General features: G+C 65.5%; 19 protein-coding genes. 13 read left to right on the top strand and 6 right to left on the bottom strand.

Annotation, left to right across the window (positions count from 1 at the left end; all coding sequences use genetic code 11):
- The 4 genes from JNK68_09880 to metW all read left to right on the top strand — a co-directional run.
- On the top strand, positions 1-194 hold a 194-nt coding region (locus JNK68_09880), incomplete at its 5' end, for a hypothetical protein (protein ID MBL8540666.1).
- Positions 194-727, top strand: a complete 534-nt coding sequence (locus JNK68_09885; protein ID MBL8540667.1) for a hypothetical protein — start codon at positions 194-196, stop codon at positions 725-727. The genes JNK68_09880 and JNK68_09885, both read left to right, overlap by 1 nt.
- Entirely contained in the window at positions 724-1,860 is a 1,137-nt protein-coding gene (locus JNK68_09890) for a homoserine O-acetyltransferase (GenBank protein MBL8540668.1), read from the top strand. The genes JNK68_09885 and JNK68_09890 overlap by 4 nt, the downstream gene beginning before the upstream one ends.
- Positions 1,857-2,465, top strand: a complete 609-nt coding sequence (gene metW, locus JNK68_09895) for a methionine biosynthesis protein MetW (GenBank protein ID MBL8540669.1) — start codon at positions 1,857-1,859, stop codon at positions 2,463-2,465. Before JNK68_09890 ends, metW begins: the two co-directional genes overlap by 4 nt.
- 7 nt (positions 2,466-2,472) lie before the next feature.
- On the opposite strand, the gene JNK68_09900 is transcribed toward metW, so the two are convergent.
- The 3 genes from JNK68_09900 to xth are packed head-to-tail and all read right to left on the bottom strand — an operon-like array spanning position 2,473 to position 5,151.
- Complete coding sequence (locus tag JNK68_09900; GenBank protein MBL8540670.1) at positions 2,473-3,135, bottom strand: sulfite exporter TauE/SafE family protein; 663 nt, start codon at positions 3,133-3,135, stop codon at positions 2,473-2,475.
- Positions 3,122-4,366, bottom strand: a complete 1,245-nt coding sequence (locus JNK68_09905; GenBank protein MBL8540671.1) for an MFS transporter — start codon at positions 4,364-4,366, stop codon at positions 3,122-3,124. Before JNK68_09905 ends, JNK68_09900 begins: the two co-directional genes overlap by 14 nt.
- On the bottom strand, positions 4,363-5,151 hold the full coding sequence (gene xth / locus JNK68_09910; GenBank protein ID MBL8540672.1) for an exodeoxyribonuclease III: 789 nt from the start codon (positions 5,149-5,151) through the stop codon (positions 4,363-4,365). Before xth ends, JNK68_09905 begins: the two co-directional genes overlap by 4 nt.
- Before the next feature lie 83 nt (positions 5,152-5,234).
- Here xth and pyrE point away from each other — a divergent pair, with 83 nt between their 5' ends.
- Together pyrE and JNK68_09920 are read left to right on the top strand one after the other, a co-directional pair.
- Positions 5,235-5,891, top strand: a complete 657-nt coding sequence (pyrE, locus tag JNK68_09915; protein ID MBL8540673.1) for an orotate phosphoribosyltransferase — start codon at positions 5,235-5,237, stop codon at positions 5,889-5,891.
- Complete coding sequence (locus JNK68_09920; protein MBL8540674.1) at positions 5,878-6,543, top strand: DUF4124 domain-containing protein; 666 nt, start codon at positions 5,878-5,880, stop codon at positions 6,541-6,543. The genes pyrE and JNK68_09920 overlap by 14 nt, the downstream gene beginning before the upstream one ends.
- An 8-nt stretch (positions 6,544-6,551) precedes the next feature.
- Here JNK68_09920 and gatB read toward each other — a convergent pair whose 3' ends face one another.
- The 3 genes from gatB to gatC are packed head-to-tail and all read right to left on the bottom strand — an operon-like array spanning position 6,552 to position 9,795.
- Positions 6,552-7,985 carry an Asp-tRNA(Asn)/Glu-tRNA(Gln) amidotransferase subunit GatB gene (gatB, locus tag JNK68_09925; GenBank protein MBL8540675.1) on the bottom strand — a complete coding sequence of 478 codons (1,434 nt, stop codon included), beginning with the start codon at positions 7,983-7,985 and terminating at the stop codon, positions 6,552-6,554.
- Positions 7,982-9,451 (bottom strand): Asp-tRNA(Asn)/Glu-tRNA(Gln) amidotransferase subunit GatA, encoded by a 1,470-nt coding sequence (gatA, locus tag JNK68_09930; GenBank protein ID MBL8540676.1) that lies wholly within the window; start codon positions 9,449-9,451, stop codon positions 7,982-7,984. The genes gatB and gatA overlap by 4 nt, the downstream gene beginning before the upstream one ends.
- 56 nt (positions 9,452-9,507) lie before the next feature.
- Positions 9,508-9,795, bottom strand: a complete 288-nt coding sequence (gene gatC, locus JNK68_09935) for an Asp-tRNA(Asn)/Glu-tRNA(Gln) amidotransferase subunit GatC (GenBank protein ID MBL8540677.1) — start codon at positions 9,793-9,795, stop codon at positions 9,508-9,510.
- Positions 9,796-9,927: 132 nt separating this feature from the next.
- Here gatC and JNK68_09940 point away from each other — a divergent pair, with 132 nt between their 5' ends.
- The 7 genes from JNK68_09940 to JNK68_09970 all read left to right on the top strand — a co-directional run bounded on the left by JNK68_09940 (position 9,928) and on the right by JNK68_09970 (position 17,118).
- Positions 9,928-10,971 carry a rod shape-determining protein gene (locus tag JNK68_09940; protein ID MBL8540678.1) on the top strand — a complete coding sequence of 348 codons (1,044 nt, stop codon included), beginning with the start codon at positions 9,928-9,930 and terminating at the stop codon, positions 10,969-10,971.
- Between the two features lie 45 nt (positions 10,972-11,016).
- Complete coding sequence (mreC, locus tag JNK68_09945) at positions 11,017-11,955, top strand: rod shape-determining protein MreC (GenBank protein ID MBL8540679.1); 939 nt, start codon at positions 11,017-11,019, stop codon at positions 11,953-11,955.
- Positions 11,952-12,476 (top strand): rod shape-determining protein MreD, encoded by a 525-nt coding sequence (gene mreD, locus JNK68_09950; protein MBL8540680.1) that lies wholly within the window; start codon positions 11,952-11,954, stop codon positions 12,474-12,476. Before mreC ends, mreD begins: the two co-directional genes overlap by 4 nt.
- Before the next feature lie 7 nt (positions 12,477-12,483).
- On the top strand, positions 12,484-14,382 hold the full coding sequence (gene mrdA / locus JNK68_09955) for a penicillin-binding protein 2 (protein ID MBL8540681.1): 1,899 nt from the start codon (positions 12,484-12,486) through the stop codon (positions 14,380-14,382).
- On the top strand, positions 14,363-15,469 hold the full coding sequence (gene rodA / locus JNK68_09960) for a rod shape-determining protein RodA (protein MBL8540682.1): 1,107 nt from the start codon (positions 14,363-14,365) through the stop codon (positions 15,467-15,469). Before mrdA ends, rodA begins: the two co-directional genes overlap by 20 nt.
- Positions 15,470-15,590: 121 nt before the next feature.
- Complete coding sequence (locus JNK68_09965) at positions 15,591-16,493, top strand: septal ring lytic transglycosylase RlpA family protein (protein ID MBL8540683.1); 903 nt, start codon at positions 15,591-15,593, stop codon at positions 16,491-16,493.
- A 19-nt stretch (positions 16,494-16,512) separates the two neighbouring features.
- On the top strand, positions 16,513-17,118 hold the full coding sequence (locus JNK68_09970; protein ID MBL8540684.1) for a LysM peptidoglycan-binding domain-containing protein: 606 nt from the start codon (positions 16,513-16,515) through the stop codon (positions 17,116-17,118).
- The last annotated feature ends 17 nt before the right edge of the window (positions 17,119-17,135 follow it).

Here is a 17,135-nt window from a genome sequence, read left to right on the forward strand (position 1 = left end):
TGCAGGACGAGGTAGATCTCGTGCTGCAGGTCAACGGCAAGCTGCGCGGCAACATTCGCGTGGCGCGCAACGCCGATCGGGCGGCCATCGAGCGCATCGCACTGGCGGACCCGGGTGCAGCGCGCTTCATTGCCGGTCAGCCGATCAAACGCGTCGTGATCGTCCCCGGGCGGCTCGTCAACGTGGTGGTGTGATGCTGGCGCGTGCGCAGTTCGTCAAGGGTGGGCGGATGCTCGGCATCGTCCTCGCGGCGATGATCGCGGGCTGCGGATTCCATCTGCGCGGCACCGCCAACCTGCCGCAGGAGAGTCTCTACATCTCGGGGCCCGCGTACTCGCCGTTTGCCAACGACCTCAAGCGCGCGATCCTGGCCGGCACCGGCACGCGCATCGCCGACGATGCGGCGGAAGCGGATGCGACGCTCTTCATCCTCGGCGAGAACCGCGCGAAGCTGATCCTCACCCTGACGCAGCAGGGAACCGTGCGCGAGTTCCAGCTTCGCTACAGCGTCGTCTATCGCCTCGCCGACAAGGCCGGCAAGGAAATCATCTCGACCAGCGAGATCGTGACCGTTCGCTCGTACGTCTACAACGACCAGAGCGTACTGGCCTCCGAGTCGGAGGAAACCGTCCTCTTTCGCGACATGCAGCAGGACGCCGTCCAGCAACTGTTGCGACGCCTGTCATCGCCTGCGAACAGGCCCGCTGCAGCCCCGCGCCCGACGTGACGCCACCGCGTTCGGTCGGGGCGGTCGTGCCGCAGACCGCCCACTTCGACGAGCCCCTGCAGCTGCGCAGCGGGGCGATGATCGACCAGTACGACCTGGTCTACGAGACGTACGGCACGCTGAACGCCGAGCGCTCGAATGCGGTGCTGGTTTGCCACGCGCTGTCCGGCAACCATCACGTCGCCGGCCATTACGACAGCGACGAGCGCGTGGTCGGCTGGTGGGACAACATGATCGGCCCCGGCAAGCCGGTCGACACCGACCGCTTCTTCGTCATCGGCGTCAACAACCTCGGCGGCTGTCACGGGTCCACCGGCCCGTCCACGGTGCAGCCGAAGACCGGACGGCCGTATGGCGCGAGCTTTCCGGTGGTGACCGTCGAGGACTGGGTCGAAACCCAGGCACGACTGGCGACCCGTCTCGGCATCGAGCGCTTCGCCGCCATCATGGGCGGCAGCCTGGGCGGCATGCAGGCGCTGCGCTGGGCCATCACCAAGCCGGAGCGTGTCGCCCACTCCATCATCATCGCCGCGGCACCGAACCTCACCGCGCAGAACATCGCCTTCAACGACGTCGCGCGGCAGGCGATCCTGACCGACCCGGATTTTTACGGTGGCGGTTTCTACGCCCACGGCGTCGTGCCCAGACGCGGCCTGCGGCTCGCCCGCATGCTCGGCCACATCACCTATCTTTCCGACGACTCGATGGCGGAGAAATTCGGCCGCGGACTGCGCACCGGGGCCTATCGGTTCGGCTTCGACATCGAGTTCGAGATCGAGTCGTACCTGCGCTACCAGGGCGACAAGTTCGCCGACCGCTTCGACGCCAACACCTATCTGCTGATGACCAAGGCGCTCGACTACTTCGACCCGGCGCAGGATGCCGGCGGCGATCTTGCGCGGGCGCTGCGACCGGCCACCGCAGGCTTCCTGGTGATCTCGTTCGCCTCCGACTGGCGCTTCTCGCCGGAGCGCTCGGTGGAGATCGTGAAGGCGCTGCTCGACAACGACCGGCGCGTCACTTACGCCGAGCTCGGTTCGCGCCACGGCCACGATTCGTTTCTGATGGACGATGAGCACTACTTCCGGCTCATGCGCGCCTACATGAACAACATCGCGTTGGAGATCGCGTGACCGTCCCGTTCGCCGCGCCCACCGCGCGCCCCGACTTCGCGTACATCGCACGCTGGGTCAAGCCCGGCGCCAAGGTGCTCGACCTGGGTTGCGGCGACGGCTCGCTTCTGCGCTATCTCAAGGAAACGCGGGACGCCCACGGCTATGGCGTCGAGATCGATTTCGATAGCCGTGTGGACTGCATCGGCAACGGCATCAGCGTCGTGCAGAACGACCTCGAAACCGGGCTCGCGATGTTCGAGTCGAATTCCTTCGATTGCGTGATCCTGTCGCAGACGCTGCAGGCGATGAAGCACACGGAAGAGATCGTGCGCGAGATGCTGCGCGTCGGCCGCGAGGGCATCGTGAGCTTCCCGAATTTCGGCTACTGGCGCCACCGCCTGCAGGTGTTGCGCGGGTACATGCCGGTGTCGGGTGCGCTGCCGTACCAGTGGTTTAACACGCCGAACGTGCATCTGTGCACGATCGGCGATTTCGAACGCTTCTGCACGGAGCACGGCGTGCGGGTGATCGAGCGCGCGGTGCTCACGGACGGTCAGCCGGTGTCGTTCGCGTCCAATCTGATGGGAGAGCTGGCCGTATACCGTTTCGACCGCGCGGCGTGACGCGCCGTCAGGTGAGCTTGAGCAGCCCCCAGACGCCCGCGGCGACGAGTGCGACGCCCGCCGCGACACGCACGCGGCGATCCTGCAGAAACGGCTGCAGCCGGTGCGCCAGCAAGCCCATCGCCAGCAGGTTGGGCAGGGTGCCGGCGCCGAATACCGCCATCACCAGCGCACCCCGCGGGGCGCTCGCGCTCGCCAGCGCCAGCACCACCGCGCTGTAGACGAGACCGCACGGCAGGAAACCCCAGAGCAGGCCGGCGACGACCGCACTTTGCAGCGTGCGGATCGGCAGCACCCGGGCGAGCAACGGCTGAATCCGCCGCCACGGCGCGCGCCCCACACGTTCCAGTTCCGCGAACCTTGGGAACAGGCCGCCGAGGTACAGCCCCATGGCGAGCAGTACGACACTGGATGCGCCGAACAGGATCTTCTGCATCGGCAGCACATCCGCGAAGAGCAAGGTGCCGGCGCCCAGCGCTCCCGCCGCCGCGCCCAACCCGACATAGGTCGCGACACGCCCGAGGTTGCACGCGAGCTGCACCACCAGCGGGCTGCGATCGCCCGGCAGCCCGAGCGCGAACGCGCCGACCAGGCCCCCGCACATGCCGGCGCAATGCACCCCGCCGAGCAGGCCGGCCAGGAAGGGTGGCAGCAGGTCAGCTGCCGGCATGCCCCAGGTCGGACACCCGCTGCCGCAGCCGCCACAACAGCAGCAACCCCGGAAGGGCAACGAGAAACGTGCAGAAGAAAAACCAGACCCAGCCGACGGCGTCGACCAGCAGCCCGGACGGTGGTCCGACGAACACGCGACCGATCGCTGCCAGCGCGGACAGCAGCGCGAACTGCGTGGCGGAGAAGCGCTGGTCGCACAGCGCCATGAGCAGGGCGACGAAGGCCGCCGTTCCCATGCCGCCGGCGATGTTCTCGACAGCCACGGCGACGACCATCAGCGGATAGCTCTTGCCGGCCCACGCCAGCACCATGAAGGCGAGATTCGACACCGCCTGCAGGATGCCGAAGAGGAGCAGGGCACGGTACAGCCCGAGGCGGACCATCAGGCCGCCGCCGAAGAGCGCACCGATGATGGTGGCGAAGAGCCCGAGGCCTTTGTTGATGGCGCCGACGTCGGTTGGCGTGAAGCCGACGCCGCGGATCAGGAACGCCGTCGTGAGACTGCCCGCGAACGCGTCTCCCAGCTTGTAGAGCACGATCAGGAGGAGCATCACGCCGGCCTCCGGGCGCCCGAAGAATTCCTTGAGCGGCCCGACCACCGCTTCCCCCAGCGTGCGCGGCGGGCGTACCTGCACCTCGGGCTCCGGTCCGAGAATTGCCGCGAGCAGCCCGATCACCATGAGGGCGGCCATCAGCCAGTACGTGTTCCGCCAGCCGATGTGATCGGACAGGATGAGCGCCAGCGCGCCGGACACCAGCAGGGCGAGACGGTAGCCGAGCACCGACACGGCCGCACCCAGTCCGCGTTCGTTCTCGCGCAGCACGTCGGTGCGGTACGCGTCGACGACGATGTCCTGCGACGCCGAAGCAAAGGCGAGCACCAGCGCCAGTGCGGCGAGCGGCAGCGGCGAGCGCGTCGGGTCCATCGCGCCCATGAGGGCGATGACCCCCATCAGGACGAGCTGCGTCAGCGCCACCCAGCCGCGGCGGCGCCCCAGGAAGCCGGGCGCGTAGCGATCCATCACCGGCGCCCACAGGAACTTCACGGTATAGGGGAGACCGACGAGCGAGAAGAGGCCTATGGTCTTGATGTCGACGCCGGCAACCGTCATCCATGCCTGCAGCGTGCCGGCGGACAGCGCGAGCGGCAGGCCGGACGCAAAACCCAGGACGAGCACGGCGGCAACGCGCGGGCTGCGGACCACCTGCAGATAGGGGGCGAGATTCACGATGCGCCGCTTCGCAGGTCGTAGTCATAGTCGATCGTGAGCGGGGCGTGATCGGAGAAGCGCTGCTCCTTGTAGATGAGCGCGCACTGCGCCGTCGCCGCGATGCCGGGTGTCGCGACCTGGTAATCGATGCGCCACCCTACGTTCTTCGCCCACGCCCGCCCGCGGTTCGACCACCACGTGTACTGGTCCGGTTCCGGGTTCAGCCGACGAAACACGTCGACGAGACCGAGCGCCCCGAACACCCGGTCGAGCCACGCGCGCTCCTCCGGCAGAAAACCCGAGTTCTTCTGGTTCGAACGCCAGTTCTTGAGATCGATCTGCTTGTGCGCGATGTTCCAGTCGCCGCACACGATCCACTCCCACCCGCTGGCAACGAGCGTGTCCAGCAGGGGCAGAAAACGCTCCAGAAAGCTGAACTTCACCGCCTGCCGCTCTGGCGACGATGATCCCGACGGCATGTACAGGGACACCACGCTGAGCTTCCCGAAATCGAGGCGCAGATAACGACCTTCGGCATCGATGTCGGCAATGCCCACGCCTTCGACGACCCGGTCCGGACGCTGTCGCGAGTAGATGGCCACACCGCTGTAGCCTTTTTTGCCGGCGAGATGAAAGAACCCGTGCAGGCCCTTCGGTTCGCGAATCGCGTCGGACAGGTCGCCCGCCTGCGCCTTCACTTCCTGCAGACAGACGAGGTCCGCGCCCTGCTGCTCGAGCCACTCGAAGAAGCCCTTCCGCGCTGCCGAGCGGATTCCGTTCACATTGAGGGTGATGATGCGCATGGGCGGAAAAACCATTATTCTTGGCGGGGCCGAGGTGAGTGTCCGACACCTCGCTTCCAAATCCCGCCAGCGTCCGCTCCCGAATGTCCGCGTTAAGCCAGGAGTTCATCGCGTTCGCCGTCGCCTGCGAGGCGATCCGATTCGGCACGTTCCGGACCAAGGCCGGTCGCGATTCCCCGTATTTCTTCAATACGGGAGTGTTCGACGACGGTGAGCGGTTGCGCGCGCTGGCGCAATTCTACGCGAAAGCCGTTCTCGCATCGGCGTTGCCGTTCGACATGCTCTTTGGCGCCGCGTACAAGGGCATTCCTCTGGTTGCGGGAACGGCGATGGCGCTTGCGGCCGCTGGGCGCAACCTTCCGTTCTGTTTCAATCGCAAGGAAGCAAAGGATCACGGCGAGGGCGGCCTGACGGTCGGAGCACCGCTCGCCGGGCGCGTCCTCATCGTGGACGATGTCATATCGGCGGGCACCTCGGTGCGTGAATCGATCGCGCTCATTCGTGCTGCCGGAGCCGCGCCGTGCGGCGTGATCGTCAGCATCGACCGCATGGAACGCGGGACGGGGGCGCTGTCGGCGACGCAGGAGGTCGAACGCAACTTCGGCATCCCCGTGATCAGCATCGCCAGCCTCGACGATCTGCTCGGCTTCGTCGGTTCGCGTCCGGATTTGGAACGGTACTTGCCTTCCATCGCCCGTTATCGCGAACAGTACGGAGTGAGCGGCGATGAAGAAAGCTAAGCGCCTCGGCTGCGGCCTCGTTGTCAGCGCCATGGTCTGCGTTTTCCCCCTGGCCGGCCTGGCCGGCACCTACAAGTGGGTCGACGACAAGGGCATCACCCATTACGGCGACACGATCCCGCCGGAGTTCAAGAACAAGGCGAACAGCGAGCTCAGCAGGCGCGGGATCACCATCAAGAAGACGGACCAGGCGCTGACGCCGGAGGAAATCCGCGCGCGCGAAGAAGCAGCGTCGCATGCGAAACAGGACGAGGCACGCGCCCAGGAGCAGCGGCGGCGCGATCAGGCGCTGCTGCAGAGTTTCACCACCGAGCGCGACATCGAACTCAAGCGCGACCGCGACTTGCAGCAGATCGAGCTTGGCATCGCCAACAATCAGTCAGTGCTCAAAAGCACCGAAAAACGATTGGCCGAAAACCGGGCGCGCGCTGAGGGGCTGGCAACCGCTGGCAAGCCGGTTCCCGATGGACTCAAGCAGGACATCGAGAGCGACGAGAAGGGCAAGCAGCGCCTCGAGGCCATGATCGAGCAGAAGCGGCAGGAACTCGGCGCAGTGCGCGAAAAGTACGAGGACTACCAGCGTCGCTTCGCCCAGTTGCAGTCTGTGACCCCGGGCGCTACCGCCGCCGCCGAATCTTCCGCCAGGCGCTGACCGCCCCTTCAGGGTGCCAGCTTCTTCCTGAGAATTTCGTTGACCTGGGCGGGGTTTGCCTTGCCCTGTGTCTGCTTCATCACCTGCCCGACGAAGAAAGCGAAGAGCTTGTCGCGTCCGCCGCGATACTCCGCCACCTGACCCGGGTTGGCGGCAATGATGGCATCGGCAATGCGCTCGAGTTCTCCGCTGTCGGAGATCTGCCGCAGCCCCTTCGCGTCGATGATCGCATCGGCATCTCCTTCGCCTGCCCACATCGCTTCGAACACGTCCTTCGCGATCTTGCCGGAAATGGTGCCATCGGCAACCCGGCGCAGCAGCCCCGCGAGGGCAGTGCTCGATACCGGCGACCCCCCGATCTCGAGTCCGTCGCGGTTGAGGTGCCCGGAGACCTCGCCCATGACCCAGTTGGCGGACAGCTTCGGCTCCGCCGGCAACTCGCTCACGGTCTCTTCGAAGTACGCGGCAAGTTCGCGGCTCGACGTGAGCACGGCAGCATCGTAGGGAGGAATGCCGTACTCGGACACGAAGCGCGCACGCTTGGCGTCGGGCAACTCGGGCAGCGACGCGCGCACCCCGTCGAGCCAGGCATCCGGGATCTCCAGCGGCAGCAGATCCGGGTCGGGGAAGTAGCGATAGTCGTGCGCCTCTTCCTTGGAGCGCATGGAGCGTGTTTCGCCGCGCTCGGAATCGAAGAGCCGCGTCTCCTGCGCGATGCTGCCGCCGTCCTCGATGATCGCGATCTGGCGCGCCGCTTCGTACTCGATCGCTTTCTCGAGGAAGCGGAACGAGTTCAGGTTCTTGATCTCGCAGCGGGTGCCAAGCTCGGTCGCACCATGCGGCCGTACCGAGACGTTCGCGTCGCAGCGGAACGATCCCTCCTGCATGTTGCCATCGCAGATGTCGAGATAGCGCACCAGAGAGTGCAGCGTCTTGGCGTAGGCGACCGCCTCCTGTGCTCCGCGCAGATCGGGCTCGGAGACGATCTCGAGCAGCGGTGTGCCGGCGCGGTTCAGGTCGATCCCCGACAGTCCGTGGAAGTCCTCGTGCAAGGACTTGCCGGCATCCTCTTCGAGGTGCGCGCGAACGAGCCGCACCGTCTTCTCGCCGTCCTTCAGCGGCACGCGTACGGCACCACCCGCCACCACGGGCAGCTCGTACTGACTGATCTGATAGCCCTTGGGGAGATCGGGGTAGAAGTAGTTCTTGCGCGCGAACACCGAGCGGCGGTTGATGGTGGCGCCCACCGCAAGCCCGAAGCGGATCGCGCGCTCGACCGCACCGCGGTTCAACACCGGCAATACGCCCGGCAATGCGACGTCCACCGCGCATGCCTGTGCGTTCGGTGCCGCGCCGAAGGCCGTGGCCGCGCCGGAGAAGATCTTCGACTGCGTGGAAAGCTGGGCGTGCGTCTCCAGCCCGACGACGATTTCCCATTTCATTGCGCGTCCACCTCCAGACCCGCGGGGACGCGGCGGTGCCAATCGGTCGCCAGCTGATACTGGTGCGCGACGTTCAGCATGCGCGCCTCCGAGAAATAGTTGCCGATCACCTGCAGTCCGACCGGGCGACCGTCGTCCCCGAACCCTGCGGGAATCGACATGCCGGGCAGCCCTGCAAGGTTGACCGCAATGGTGAAGATGTCCGACAGGTACATCTGCACCGGATCGCCGCTCTTCGCACCCAGGTCGAAGGCCGTGGTCGGAGACGTCGGCCCCATGATCACGTCGCACACCTTGAAGGCCTCGGCAAAATCGTGCGCGATGAGGCGCCGCAGCTTCTGCGCCTGCAGGTAGTACGCATCGTAATAGCCGTGCGAGAGCACGTAGGTACCGATGAGGATACGCCGCTTCACTTCCGGCCCGAAGCCTTCGGCGCGGCTCTTCTGATACATGTCGGTGAGGTCGGTGTAATGCGCAGCGCGATGTCCGTAGCGGACACCGTCGTAGCGCGCCAGGTTGCTGGACGCTTCGGCCGGCGCGAGCACGTAATAAACCGGGATCGACAGCCGCGTATTGGGCAGGTCGACCTCGACGGTTTCGCATCCGAGGCGGCGAAAGCCCGCGATCGCCTCCTCGATGGCGCGAAGCACATCGGCGTTCACGCCCTCGGCAAAGTACTGCTTGGGCAGACCGATGCGCAGCCCCGTCAGCGGTTTCGCCAGGTCACGCGCGTAGTCCTCCGGCGGACGATCGAGGCTGGTCGAATCGCGCGGGTCGAATCCGGCCATGACGTTGAGCAGCAGCGCGAGATCCTCGGCGGACTTCGCCATCGGGCCCGCCTGATCGAGGCTCGACGCGAAAGCGATCATGCCGTAGCGCGAGACCACGCCGTACGTGGGCTTGATGCCGGAAATACCGCACAGCGCCGCCGGCTGGCGGATGGATCCGCCGGTGTCGGTGCCGGTCGCTGCCGGTGCCAGCCGGGCCGCCACCGCCGTCGCGGAGCCGCCGGAACTGCCGCCGGGAACCGCAGCCGGTGCCCACGGATTGCGGACGGGTCCGAAGAAGGAAGTCTCGTTGGACGACCCCATGGCGAACTCGTCCATGTTGGTCTTGCCGAGGTTGACCACGCCGGCGGCATCGAAGCGGCGGATGATCTCGGCGTCATAGGGCGCGACGAAGTTCGACAGCATCCGCGAGCCGCAGGTGGTCGGCCAGCCGTGCGCGCAGAAGATATCCTTCTGCGCCACGGGAATACCGGTCAACGGCAGCGCGTCCCCGCGCGCGCGACGCGCGTCCGCCTCGCGTGCCTGAGCCAGGCTCGTCTCCGCACGAACGGTGACGAAGGCGTTCAGGGTCGGATTCAGACGCTCGATACGGCCGAGCAGCGACTGGGTGAGTTCGACGCTGGAGATCTGCTTCGCCTCCAGCAGGCGGGCAAGTTCCGTGAGACTGGCGTTCAACATGGGGCGAAAGGGCGTCGCAGCCCGGCTCAAGACACCGGCCAGGACTGCAACGCGGGTTACTCGATGACCTTCGGAACGAGGTAGAGTCCGGCCTCGACTTGAGGCGCAATACTCTGGAACAGTTCGTGCTGATCGCCTTCGGACACGACATCCTCGCGCAACCGTACGACGACATCCTGCGCGTGCGACATCGGCTCGATGCTGGCAGTCGGCACCGCTTGCATCTCCTCGATGAGTGCGAAGATGCCGTTCATTTGACCCAGCACCGCGTCCGCTTCCTCGTCGCTCACGGCAATGCGGGCGAGTCGGGCGATGCGCTTGACGTCTTCAAGACAGAGGGACATGGTGCGAAAGCGAGAGTGATAGCGACAGGCCGCGAAGGGTTGCGCCGCAGTACGCGCAGGACTTCAAATGGCCGAGATTACTAGGTTATCATAACTTATTTTTTTCCCACATCTTGTAAGCGGAATTCCCCAATGTTCGGTTTCCTGAGCGGTTATTTCTCCAACGATCTCGCGATCGATCTCGGCACGGCCAACACGCTCATCTGGGTGCGCGGTCAGGGGATCGTGCTCGATGAACCCTCGGTCGTGGCCATCCGCCAGGAAGGCGGCCCGAACGGCAAGAAGGTGATCCAGCAGGTGGGCCTCGCAGCGAAGCAGATGCTCGGACGCACGCCAGGCAACATCACCGCCATCCGGCCGATGAAGGATGGCGTGATCGCCGACTTCACCGTTACCGAGCAGATGCTCAAGCAGTTCATCAAGAAAGTCCACGATTCCCGTCTGTTTTCCCCGAGTCCGCGCATCGTGATCTGCGTGCCCTGCGGTTCGACGCAGGTGGAACGCCGTGCGATCCGGGAGTCGGCGTACGGCGCTGGCGCGAGAAAGGTCGAACTGATCGAGGAACCGATGGCTGCGGCGCTCGGTGCAGACTTGCCGGTTGAGGAGCCGACCGGCTCGATGGTGGTCGACATCGGCGGCGGCACCACCGAAGTGGGTGTCATCTCTTTGGGCGGTCTCGTGTATGCCGGGTCGGTTCGCGTGGGCGGCGACAAGTTCGATGAAGCAATCATCAACTACATCCGCCGCAACTATGGGATGCTGATCGGCGAGACCACGGCGGAGGAGATCAAGAAGGAAATCGGCTCCGCCTTTCCGGGTTCGGAAGTGAAAGAGAAGGAGGTGAAAGGCAGAAACCTCGCGGAAGGCATTCCTCGCAGTTTCACCATCTCCTCGAACGAGATTCTCGAAGCGCTCACCGAGCCGCTCAATTCCATCGTGAGCGCGGTCAAGACCGCGCTCGAGCAAACTCCGCCGGAACTCGGAGCGGACATTGCCGAGAAGGGAATGGTGCTCACCGGGGGTGGCGCCTTGCTGCGCGACATCGACCGGCTGCTGATGGAAGAAACCGGGCTGCCTGTCGTCGTGGCGGAAGATCCTCTCACCTGCGTGGTGCGAGGCTCCGGCAAGGCACTCGAACACATGGACCGCTTCACCGCCATTTTCACCAACGACTAGTCATGCTGCACCCGAGGACCGCGGGATTGCTGACGCGGTCTCCGGGTGGCTGTCGCAGCGCGCGCCGGCGGCCGCTCCCTCATGGAAGACCAGCACCCGCCATTCTTTGAGCGCGGCCCCAGCCCTCTCGCCCGCTTCACGTTCTTTGCCCTGCTGTCCATCGTCCTCCTGTTCGCGGACGCGCGCCTGCGCTATCTCGAACACATCCGCGAGGCCGTATCGGTTGCGCTTTATCCCTTCGAGCGTGCAGCGCTCGCGCCGGGCGCGGCGCTGATTCGTCTGGCGACGTTCTTCTCCACCCAGTCCAAGCTGATCGACGAAAACGAAGCGCTGCGCGTGAAGACGCTCGAGCTGGGCAGCAAGGCTGCCCGCCTGGAAGCCCTCACTGCGGAGGCGCGCCAGCTGCGAAAGCTGTTCTCCGCCTCCGAACGGACCGATCTCACCCTGCAGCTTGCGGAAATCGTCTACGCCAAGCGCGATCCCTTCGTTCGCAAGGTGGTGGTGGACCGCGGGTCGCAGCATGGCGTGCGCGCCGGGCAGGCGGTCATCGACGAGACCGGCCTCGTCGGACAGGTGACACGGGTTCTTCCGCTCGCCTCCGAGGTCACGCTGATCACCGACAAGAACCAGGCGGTGCCCGTCCAGAACCTTCGCACCGGCGCACGGTCCGTGGTCTTCGGAGTCGGCCGCGACGAGGTTCTGGAATTGCGCTTCATGCCCGTCAACGCCGACGTTCAAGTGGGCGACACCTTGGTCACTTCCGGCATCGACGGGCTTTACCCAGCGGGCTTTCCGGTGGCAACCGTGGCGGCCATCGATCGCAGTGCTACCAATGCGTTCGCGCGGATCGAGTGTTCTCCGAGTGCCGGGGTGAACCGCGGAAGCCTCGTCCTGCTTGTGCTCGACAAGCGCGTGCTGCCGGAGAAGCCGGCGGACGAAGAGCCGGTCACCAAGTCGGCGAAATCGAAGAAGAAGGGATCGTGAACCAAGCCCGCACCGACAAGCCGACGGAGATCCTGCTTCCGGTCAATCCTTTTTTCGTCGCGGGAACCCTTGCGCTGGCCTTCGTGCTCAATCTACTGCCGGTCTCGGGGAGGGCGCTCTTATGGCGGCCCGATTTCGTGGCGCTCTTTCTGGCCTACTGGCTCATCCACTACCCGCGCCGCCTGGGCTTTCTGCTGCCGTGGCTGCTCGGTCTGGCGATGGATGTGGCTGAGGGTGCGCTGTTCGGCCAGTACGCGCTCGGCTACACCGCGCTCGCGCTGATGGCGACACTCGCGCATCGGCGCATTCTCATGTTCGACCTGGTCTCGCAGACCATCCACGTGCTGTTGATGCTGCAGGTGGTGAAACTCATCATGCTGCTCGTGCGGATGGCGGAGGGCGCCGAGTTTCCCGGTTGGCTGTACTTTCTCGGCCCGGTCGTGGCGGCCGTCCTTTGGCCCGTGCTGACGGTGACACTGGTGCTGCCGCAAAAACCCAAACCGGACGCCGATCGCGGCTGACCTGCCCATGTCTCGCCGCATCGAAATACGCAATCCGGAGGTCGAACTCGCCCGGTTTCGCGCGCGGCTCGCCGTCGCGGGAGGCGTGGTCGTGACGCTGTTCGCAGTGCTGCTTGCCCGCTTCTTCTACGTCCAGGTCGTGCAGCACGACTACTACCACGCGCTGGCCGAGAACAACCGCATCTCGATCGTGCCGGTCATGCCGAACCGCGGGCTGATCCTGGACCGCAACGGTGTGGTACTCGCGCACAACTATTCCGCCTATACGCTGGAAATCACGCCGAGCAAGGTGGCGGACCTCGAGGCGACCATCGGCGGTTTGACGTCCGTGGTGGAGATCACCGCCAAGGACCGCAAGCGCTTCAAGCGCCTGATGGAGGAGAGCAAGAGCTTCGAGAGCCTGCCGATCCGCACCCGGTTGTCCGAAGAGGAAGTGGCCAGGTTCGCCGCGAATCGCTACCGCTTTCCGGGGGTCGAGATCAACGCGCGTCTGTTTCGGCAATATCCGAACGGAGAGCACGCGGCCCATTCGATCGGCTACATCGGTCGCATCAGCGATCGCGATCTGGAACAGATCGAAGCCCGCGGCGATACTGCCAACTACCGCGGCACCGATCACATCGGCAAGTTCGGCCTGGAAGAGTCGTACGAGCACGAGTTGCACGGCATCACCGGTTTCGATCGGGTGGAGGTCGACTCCGGCGGACGCGCCGTCCGCTCCCTGGCGCGGCAGGCGCCGGTCTCGGGCAACAACCTGATCCTGGCGCTGGATCTGCGCTTGCAGGAAGTTGCCGAGAACGTCTTCGGCAACTACCGCGGCGCTCTGGTCGCCATCGAACCCTCGACGGGCGGGATTCTGGCGCTGGTCTCGCGGCCGAGCTTCGACCCGAATCTTTTCGTGGACGGCATCGATCCGCAGAACTGGGATGCGCTCAACAACAATCCGGACAAGCCGCTCAACAATCGCGCGCTGCAGGGTCAGTACCCGCCGGGTTCCACGTTCAAGCCGTTCATGGCGCTCGCCGCGCTCGAACTCGGCAAGCGTTCGCCGTCCTACACGATCGCCGACCCCGGCTACTTCACGCTGCCCGGCGTGAGCCATCGCTGGCGCGACTGGAAGGCCGGCGGGCACGGCATGGTCGATCTGCACAAGTCGATCGTGATTTCGTGCGACACGTACTACTACGGCCTCGCCCAGGAACTCGGCATCGACGCCATCCACGACTTCGTGAGCCAGCTCGGATTCGGTGGGAAGACGGGCATCGACATCAAGGGCGAGCAGCCCGGCGTGCTGCCCAACCAGGCATGGAAACTCAAGCGCTACAAGCAGAAATGGTTTGCCGGCGATACCATCTCGGTCGGCATCGGCCAGGGCTACAACCTTGCCACGCCCTTGCAGCTTGCCATGGGCACGGGGGTGATCGCAGCGAGTGGAGCAGTGTACAAGCCGCATCTCGTCCGGCAGGTAGAGGACAGCCGCAGCAAGGTGCTCACCCCCGTTGCGACCGACCCGGTGCGCATGCTCGATTTCAAACGCGAGAACGTGCAAAGGGTGAAGGCGGCGATGGTCGACGTCACGCGCCCGGGGGGGACGGCATCGAAAGCGGGTGCCGGCGCGCAGTACGTCTTCGGCGGCAAGACCGGAACCGCGCAGGTGGTAGCCATGAAGCAGGGCGAGCGCTACGACGAGAAACGGGTCGCCGAGCGCCACCGCGACCATGCGCTTTTCATCGCGTTCGCGCCCGCCGAAGATCCGAAGATCGCACTCGGAATCCTGGTCGAAAACGGCGGCCACGGCGGCTCGACCGCCGCACCGATCGCGCGCAAGCTCCTCGATTTCTACCTTCTGGGCAAGCTGCCGGAGTCGATGCAGGTCGGAGAAGAAGATGGCGACGCCGGCGATTAAGCGGATCGTGACCTTTCTCGCCGGTCACATCGACAGCTTTCTGCTGACCTCGCTGCTGGTGCTGCTCGGCGTCGGGCTGATGACGCTCTACAGCGCCGGGGAGCAGAACCCGGCCCGGGTGACGAGTCAGCTCGCCAACATCGGCGTCGCCTTCGCGGTGATGTGGGTGGCCGCGAACATCCCGCCGCACATCCTCAAGAGCTTCGCCGTACCGGCTTACATCATCGGCATCGTCCTGCTGGTGGCCGTCGACCTGTTCGGCGAGATCGTCAACGGCGCCCAGCGCTGGCTCGACCTTGGTGTCACCCGCATCCAGCCCTCGGAGCTCATGAAGATCGCCGTCCCGCTGATGCTCGCGTGGTACTTCGACCGCTACGAGGCGACGCTGCGCATCAAGCACTTCGCCATCGCCGCGGTGATGCTCCTGGTGCCGATCGGATTCATCGCCAAGCAGCCCGATCTGGGAACCGCCATCCTCATCCTCGCGTCCGGTTTCTACGTGATCTTTCTCGCCGGACTCTCCTGGAACATTCTGCTCGCGCTCTTTGCCGCGGGGTGCGCCAGCCTGCCGGTGCTCTGGTCTTTCATGCACGACTACCAGAAACGAAGAATTCTGACGTTGATCGACCCGACCGAAGACCCTCTGGGCGCCGGCTACCACACGATCCAGTCGACCATTGCGGTGGGCTCCGGGGGCGTATCCGGCAAGGGCTGGCTCAACGGTACGCAGACGCACCTGGACTTCCTGCCCGAGCGCACGACCGATTTTATCTTCGCCGTCTTCTCGGAGGAGTTCGGTCTCGTCGGTAACGGGCTGCTCCTGTGCCTTTTTCTGATCGTGATCGGGCGCGGGCTGGTGATCGCCGCCGACGCACCGAGCCTGTTCGCACGGCTGCTCGCGGGCTCGCTCGCCCTGTCGTTTTTTACCTACGCGTTCGTCAACATGGGCATGGTGAGCGGTATCCTTCCCGTGGTCGGGGTGCCGCTGCCCCTCATCAGCTACGGCGGGACGGCGCTGGTGACGCTGTTCCTCGGATTCGGCATTCTCATGAGCATCCGTACCAACCGCAAGCTGGTGCAAACGTGACGCGGCTCTCGCATCACTGGATGGCTGTCGCCGATGGCGAGAGTACCAACCGCAAGCTGGTGCAAACGTGACGCGGCTCGCCATCGCCCTGGAACGCGTCGCGCCCTGCGTCGCAGGGCTCATGACGCTTGCGCTCGCCGCCTGCGGAACGGCGCCCTCCAAACCGACGACGGCACCCCCGCCACCAGCGGCCAAACCGGGCGAGCCACCGCCGGCGGGCAAGCGCGGTGGCGGCTACTATCTCGACGACGGGCCCGGAGCCAATCCGCCGGCGAACCTGGACAGCCTGCCGGACGCCGTGCCCAGGCTTGAGCCGCTGCGGCCGGCCTCGAACCGGCCGTATGAGGTGATGGGCAGGACCTACACGCCGCTTACCGCGCTTCAGCCGTACCGCCAGACCGGCGTCGCCAGCTGGTACGGCCGCCGCTATCACGGCAAGGCGACCTCGTCCGGCGAAATCTACGACATGTACGCCATGACGGCGGCGCACCCGACCCTGCCGATCCCGAGCTATGCACGGGTCACGAACATGAAGACCGGCCGCACCACTGTTGTTCGCGTCAACGATCGCGGCCCGTTCCTGCACGATCGGGTGATCGACCTTTCGTATGCTGCTGCCTACCGTGTCGGCACGCTCACCGACGGCAGCGGGCTGGTGACCGTGGAACTCGTCATTCCCGGACGGGAGCCGTCGCCGACGAGGGACGCGCTCGTCGATGTCCAACCACGGTCGCCGCGTCCGGCGGTCCCGCCGCCGGCGGCACCGGACGTGCTGAAGGAGGTCGATGCCGGGCGCGGCATCTTCCTCCAACTCGGTGCGTTCAGCGCGCGCGACAACGCCGAAGGATTTCTGCTCCGCGTCAAGGATCAGGCAGGGGACACGCTGGGGGCCGTCGATGTCTTCCTCCTGAATGGTCTCTACCGCGTTCAGTCGGGGCCCTATGCAAGTGATCCGGAGGCGCGTGCGGCAGCGGCGAGACTGGCCGAGCGCCTCGGCATCAAGGTGGTCGTGACGGCGCGTTGATAGCTACCGGGAACCGATCGTGACCGAACATGCCTTCGACCACGTCGTCCGCACCGACACCGGCAGCAAGGTCGGCACCGTTCGGGGGCTGCCAGGCGGGAACACGACGCGCGTGGAATGGCGTGATGCTTCAGGCGGTCTACTGCTCGTCGCCCTCATCGACGGACCGGGGGCCACCCGCGTGCTCGATGCTGCAGGACAGGACGTAGCCTGCAACGATCCACGCGGGAGCGATGCCGTCCAACCGGCGATTCGGGTGATCGGAACGAGCGTCGTGGTGAGATCGTGCGAAGTGGCCGGACACCCGGCCTGGATCATCGACGACTACGGCAACCGGGAACGCCACTTCGTTTTTGGATGCACGTCGGAGCTTTTCCTGCACGCGCATCTGGACGCGGACGGGTCGATCACCCTAGCGGAGAAGACGCGCACGCACGCGACCTTGCGTACCACCGTACGCCGCGCGGGGAACGGCGCTCTGGTCGCCGATCAGGCGGTAGTCCAGCCAGGCGAAACACTCGAGCAGGTGGCACGCCGCTGCGGTACGACCGCGGACGCGCTGCGGACCATCGATCCGAACTTGTCCGATTTACCCGCTGCGGGCACACAGGTCAGACTGGCCTGATCGCGGGCAGCGCCGCG

Source organism: Betaproteobacteria bacterium, assembly GCA_016791345.1.
In the GTDB taxonomy this organism is placed as follows: domain Bacteria; phylum Pseudomonadota; class Gammaproteobacteria; order Burkholderiales; family JAEUMW01; genus JAEUMW01.

Bases quoted from the DNA above. Each gene is read 5' to 3' on its own strand.
- JNK68_09920 (MBL8540674.1), top strand. From the start codon at position 5,878: ATGAAGAAAGCTAAGCGCCTCGGCTGCGGCCTCGTTGTCAGCGCCATG.
- mrdA (MBL8540681.1), top strand. From the start codon at position 12,484: ATGTCTCGCCGCATCGAAATACGCAATCCGGAGGTCGAACTCGCCCGG.
- pyrE (MBL8540673.1), top strand. From the start codon at position 5,235: ATGTCCGCGTTAAGCCAGGAGTTCATCGCGTTCGCCGTCGCCTGCGAG.
- JNK68_09900 (MBL8540670.1), bottom strand. From the start codon at position 3,135: ATGCCGGCAGCTGACCTGCTGCCACCCTTCCTGGCCGGCCTGCTCGGC.
- gatC (MBL8540677.1), bottom strand. From the start codon at position 9,795: ATGTCCCTCTGTCTTGAAGACGTCAAGCGCATCGCCCGACTCGCCCGC.
- JNK68_09940 (MBL8540678.1), top strand. From the start codon at position 9,928: ATGTTCGGTTTCCTGAGCGGTTATTTCTCCAACGATCTCGCGATCGAT.
- JNK68_09965 (MBL8540683.1), top strand. From the start codon at position 15,591: ATGACGCTTGCGCTCGCCGCCTGCGGAACGGCGCCCTCCAAACCGACG.
- gatA (MBL8540676.1), bottom strand. From the start codon at position 9,451: ATGTTGAACGCCAGTCTCACGGAACTTGCCCGCCTGCTGGAGGCGAAG.
- xth (MBL8540672.1), bottom strand. From the start codon at position 5,151: ATGCGCATCATCACCCTCAATGTGAACGGAATCCGCTCGGCAGCGCGG.
- gatB (MBL8540675.1), bottom strand. From the start codon at position 7,985: ATGAAATGGGAAATCGTCGTCGGGCTGGAGACGCACGCCCAGCTTTCC.
- JNK68_09885 (MBL8540667.1), top strand. From the start codon at position 194: ATGCTGGCGCGTGCGCAGTTCGTCAAGGGTGGGCGGATGCTCGGCATC.
- rodA (MBL8540682.1), top strand. From the start codon at position 14,363: ATGGCGACGCCGGCGATTAAGCGGATCGTGACCTTTCTCGCCGGTCAC.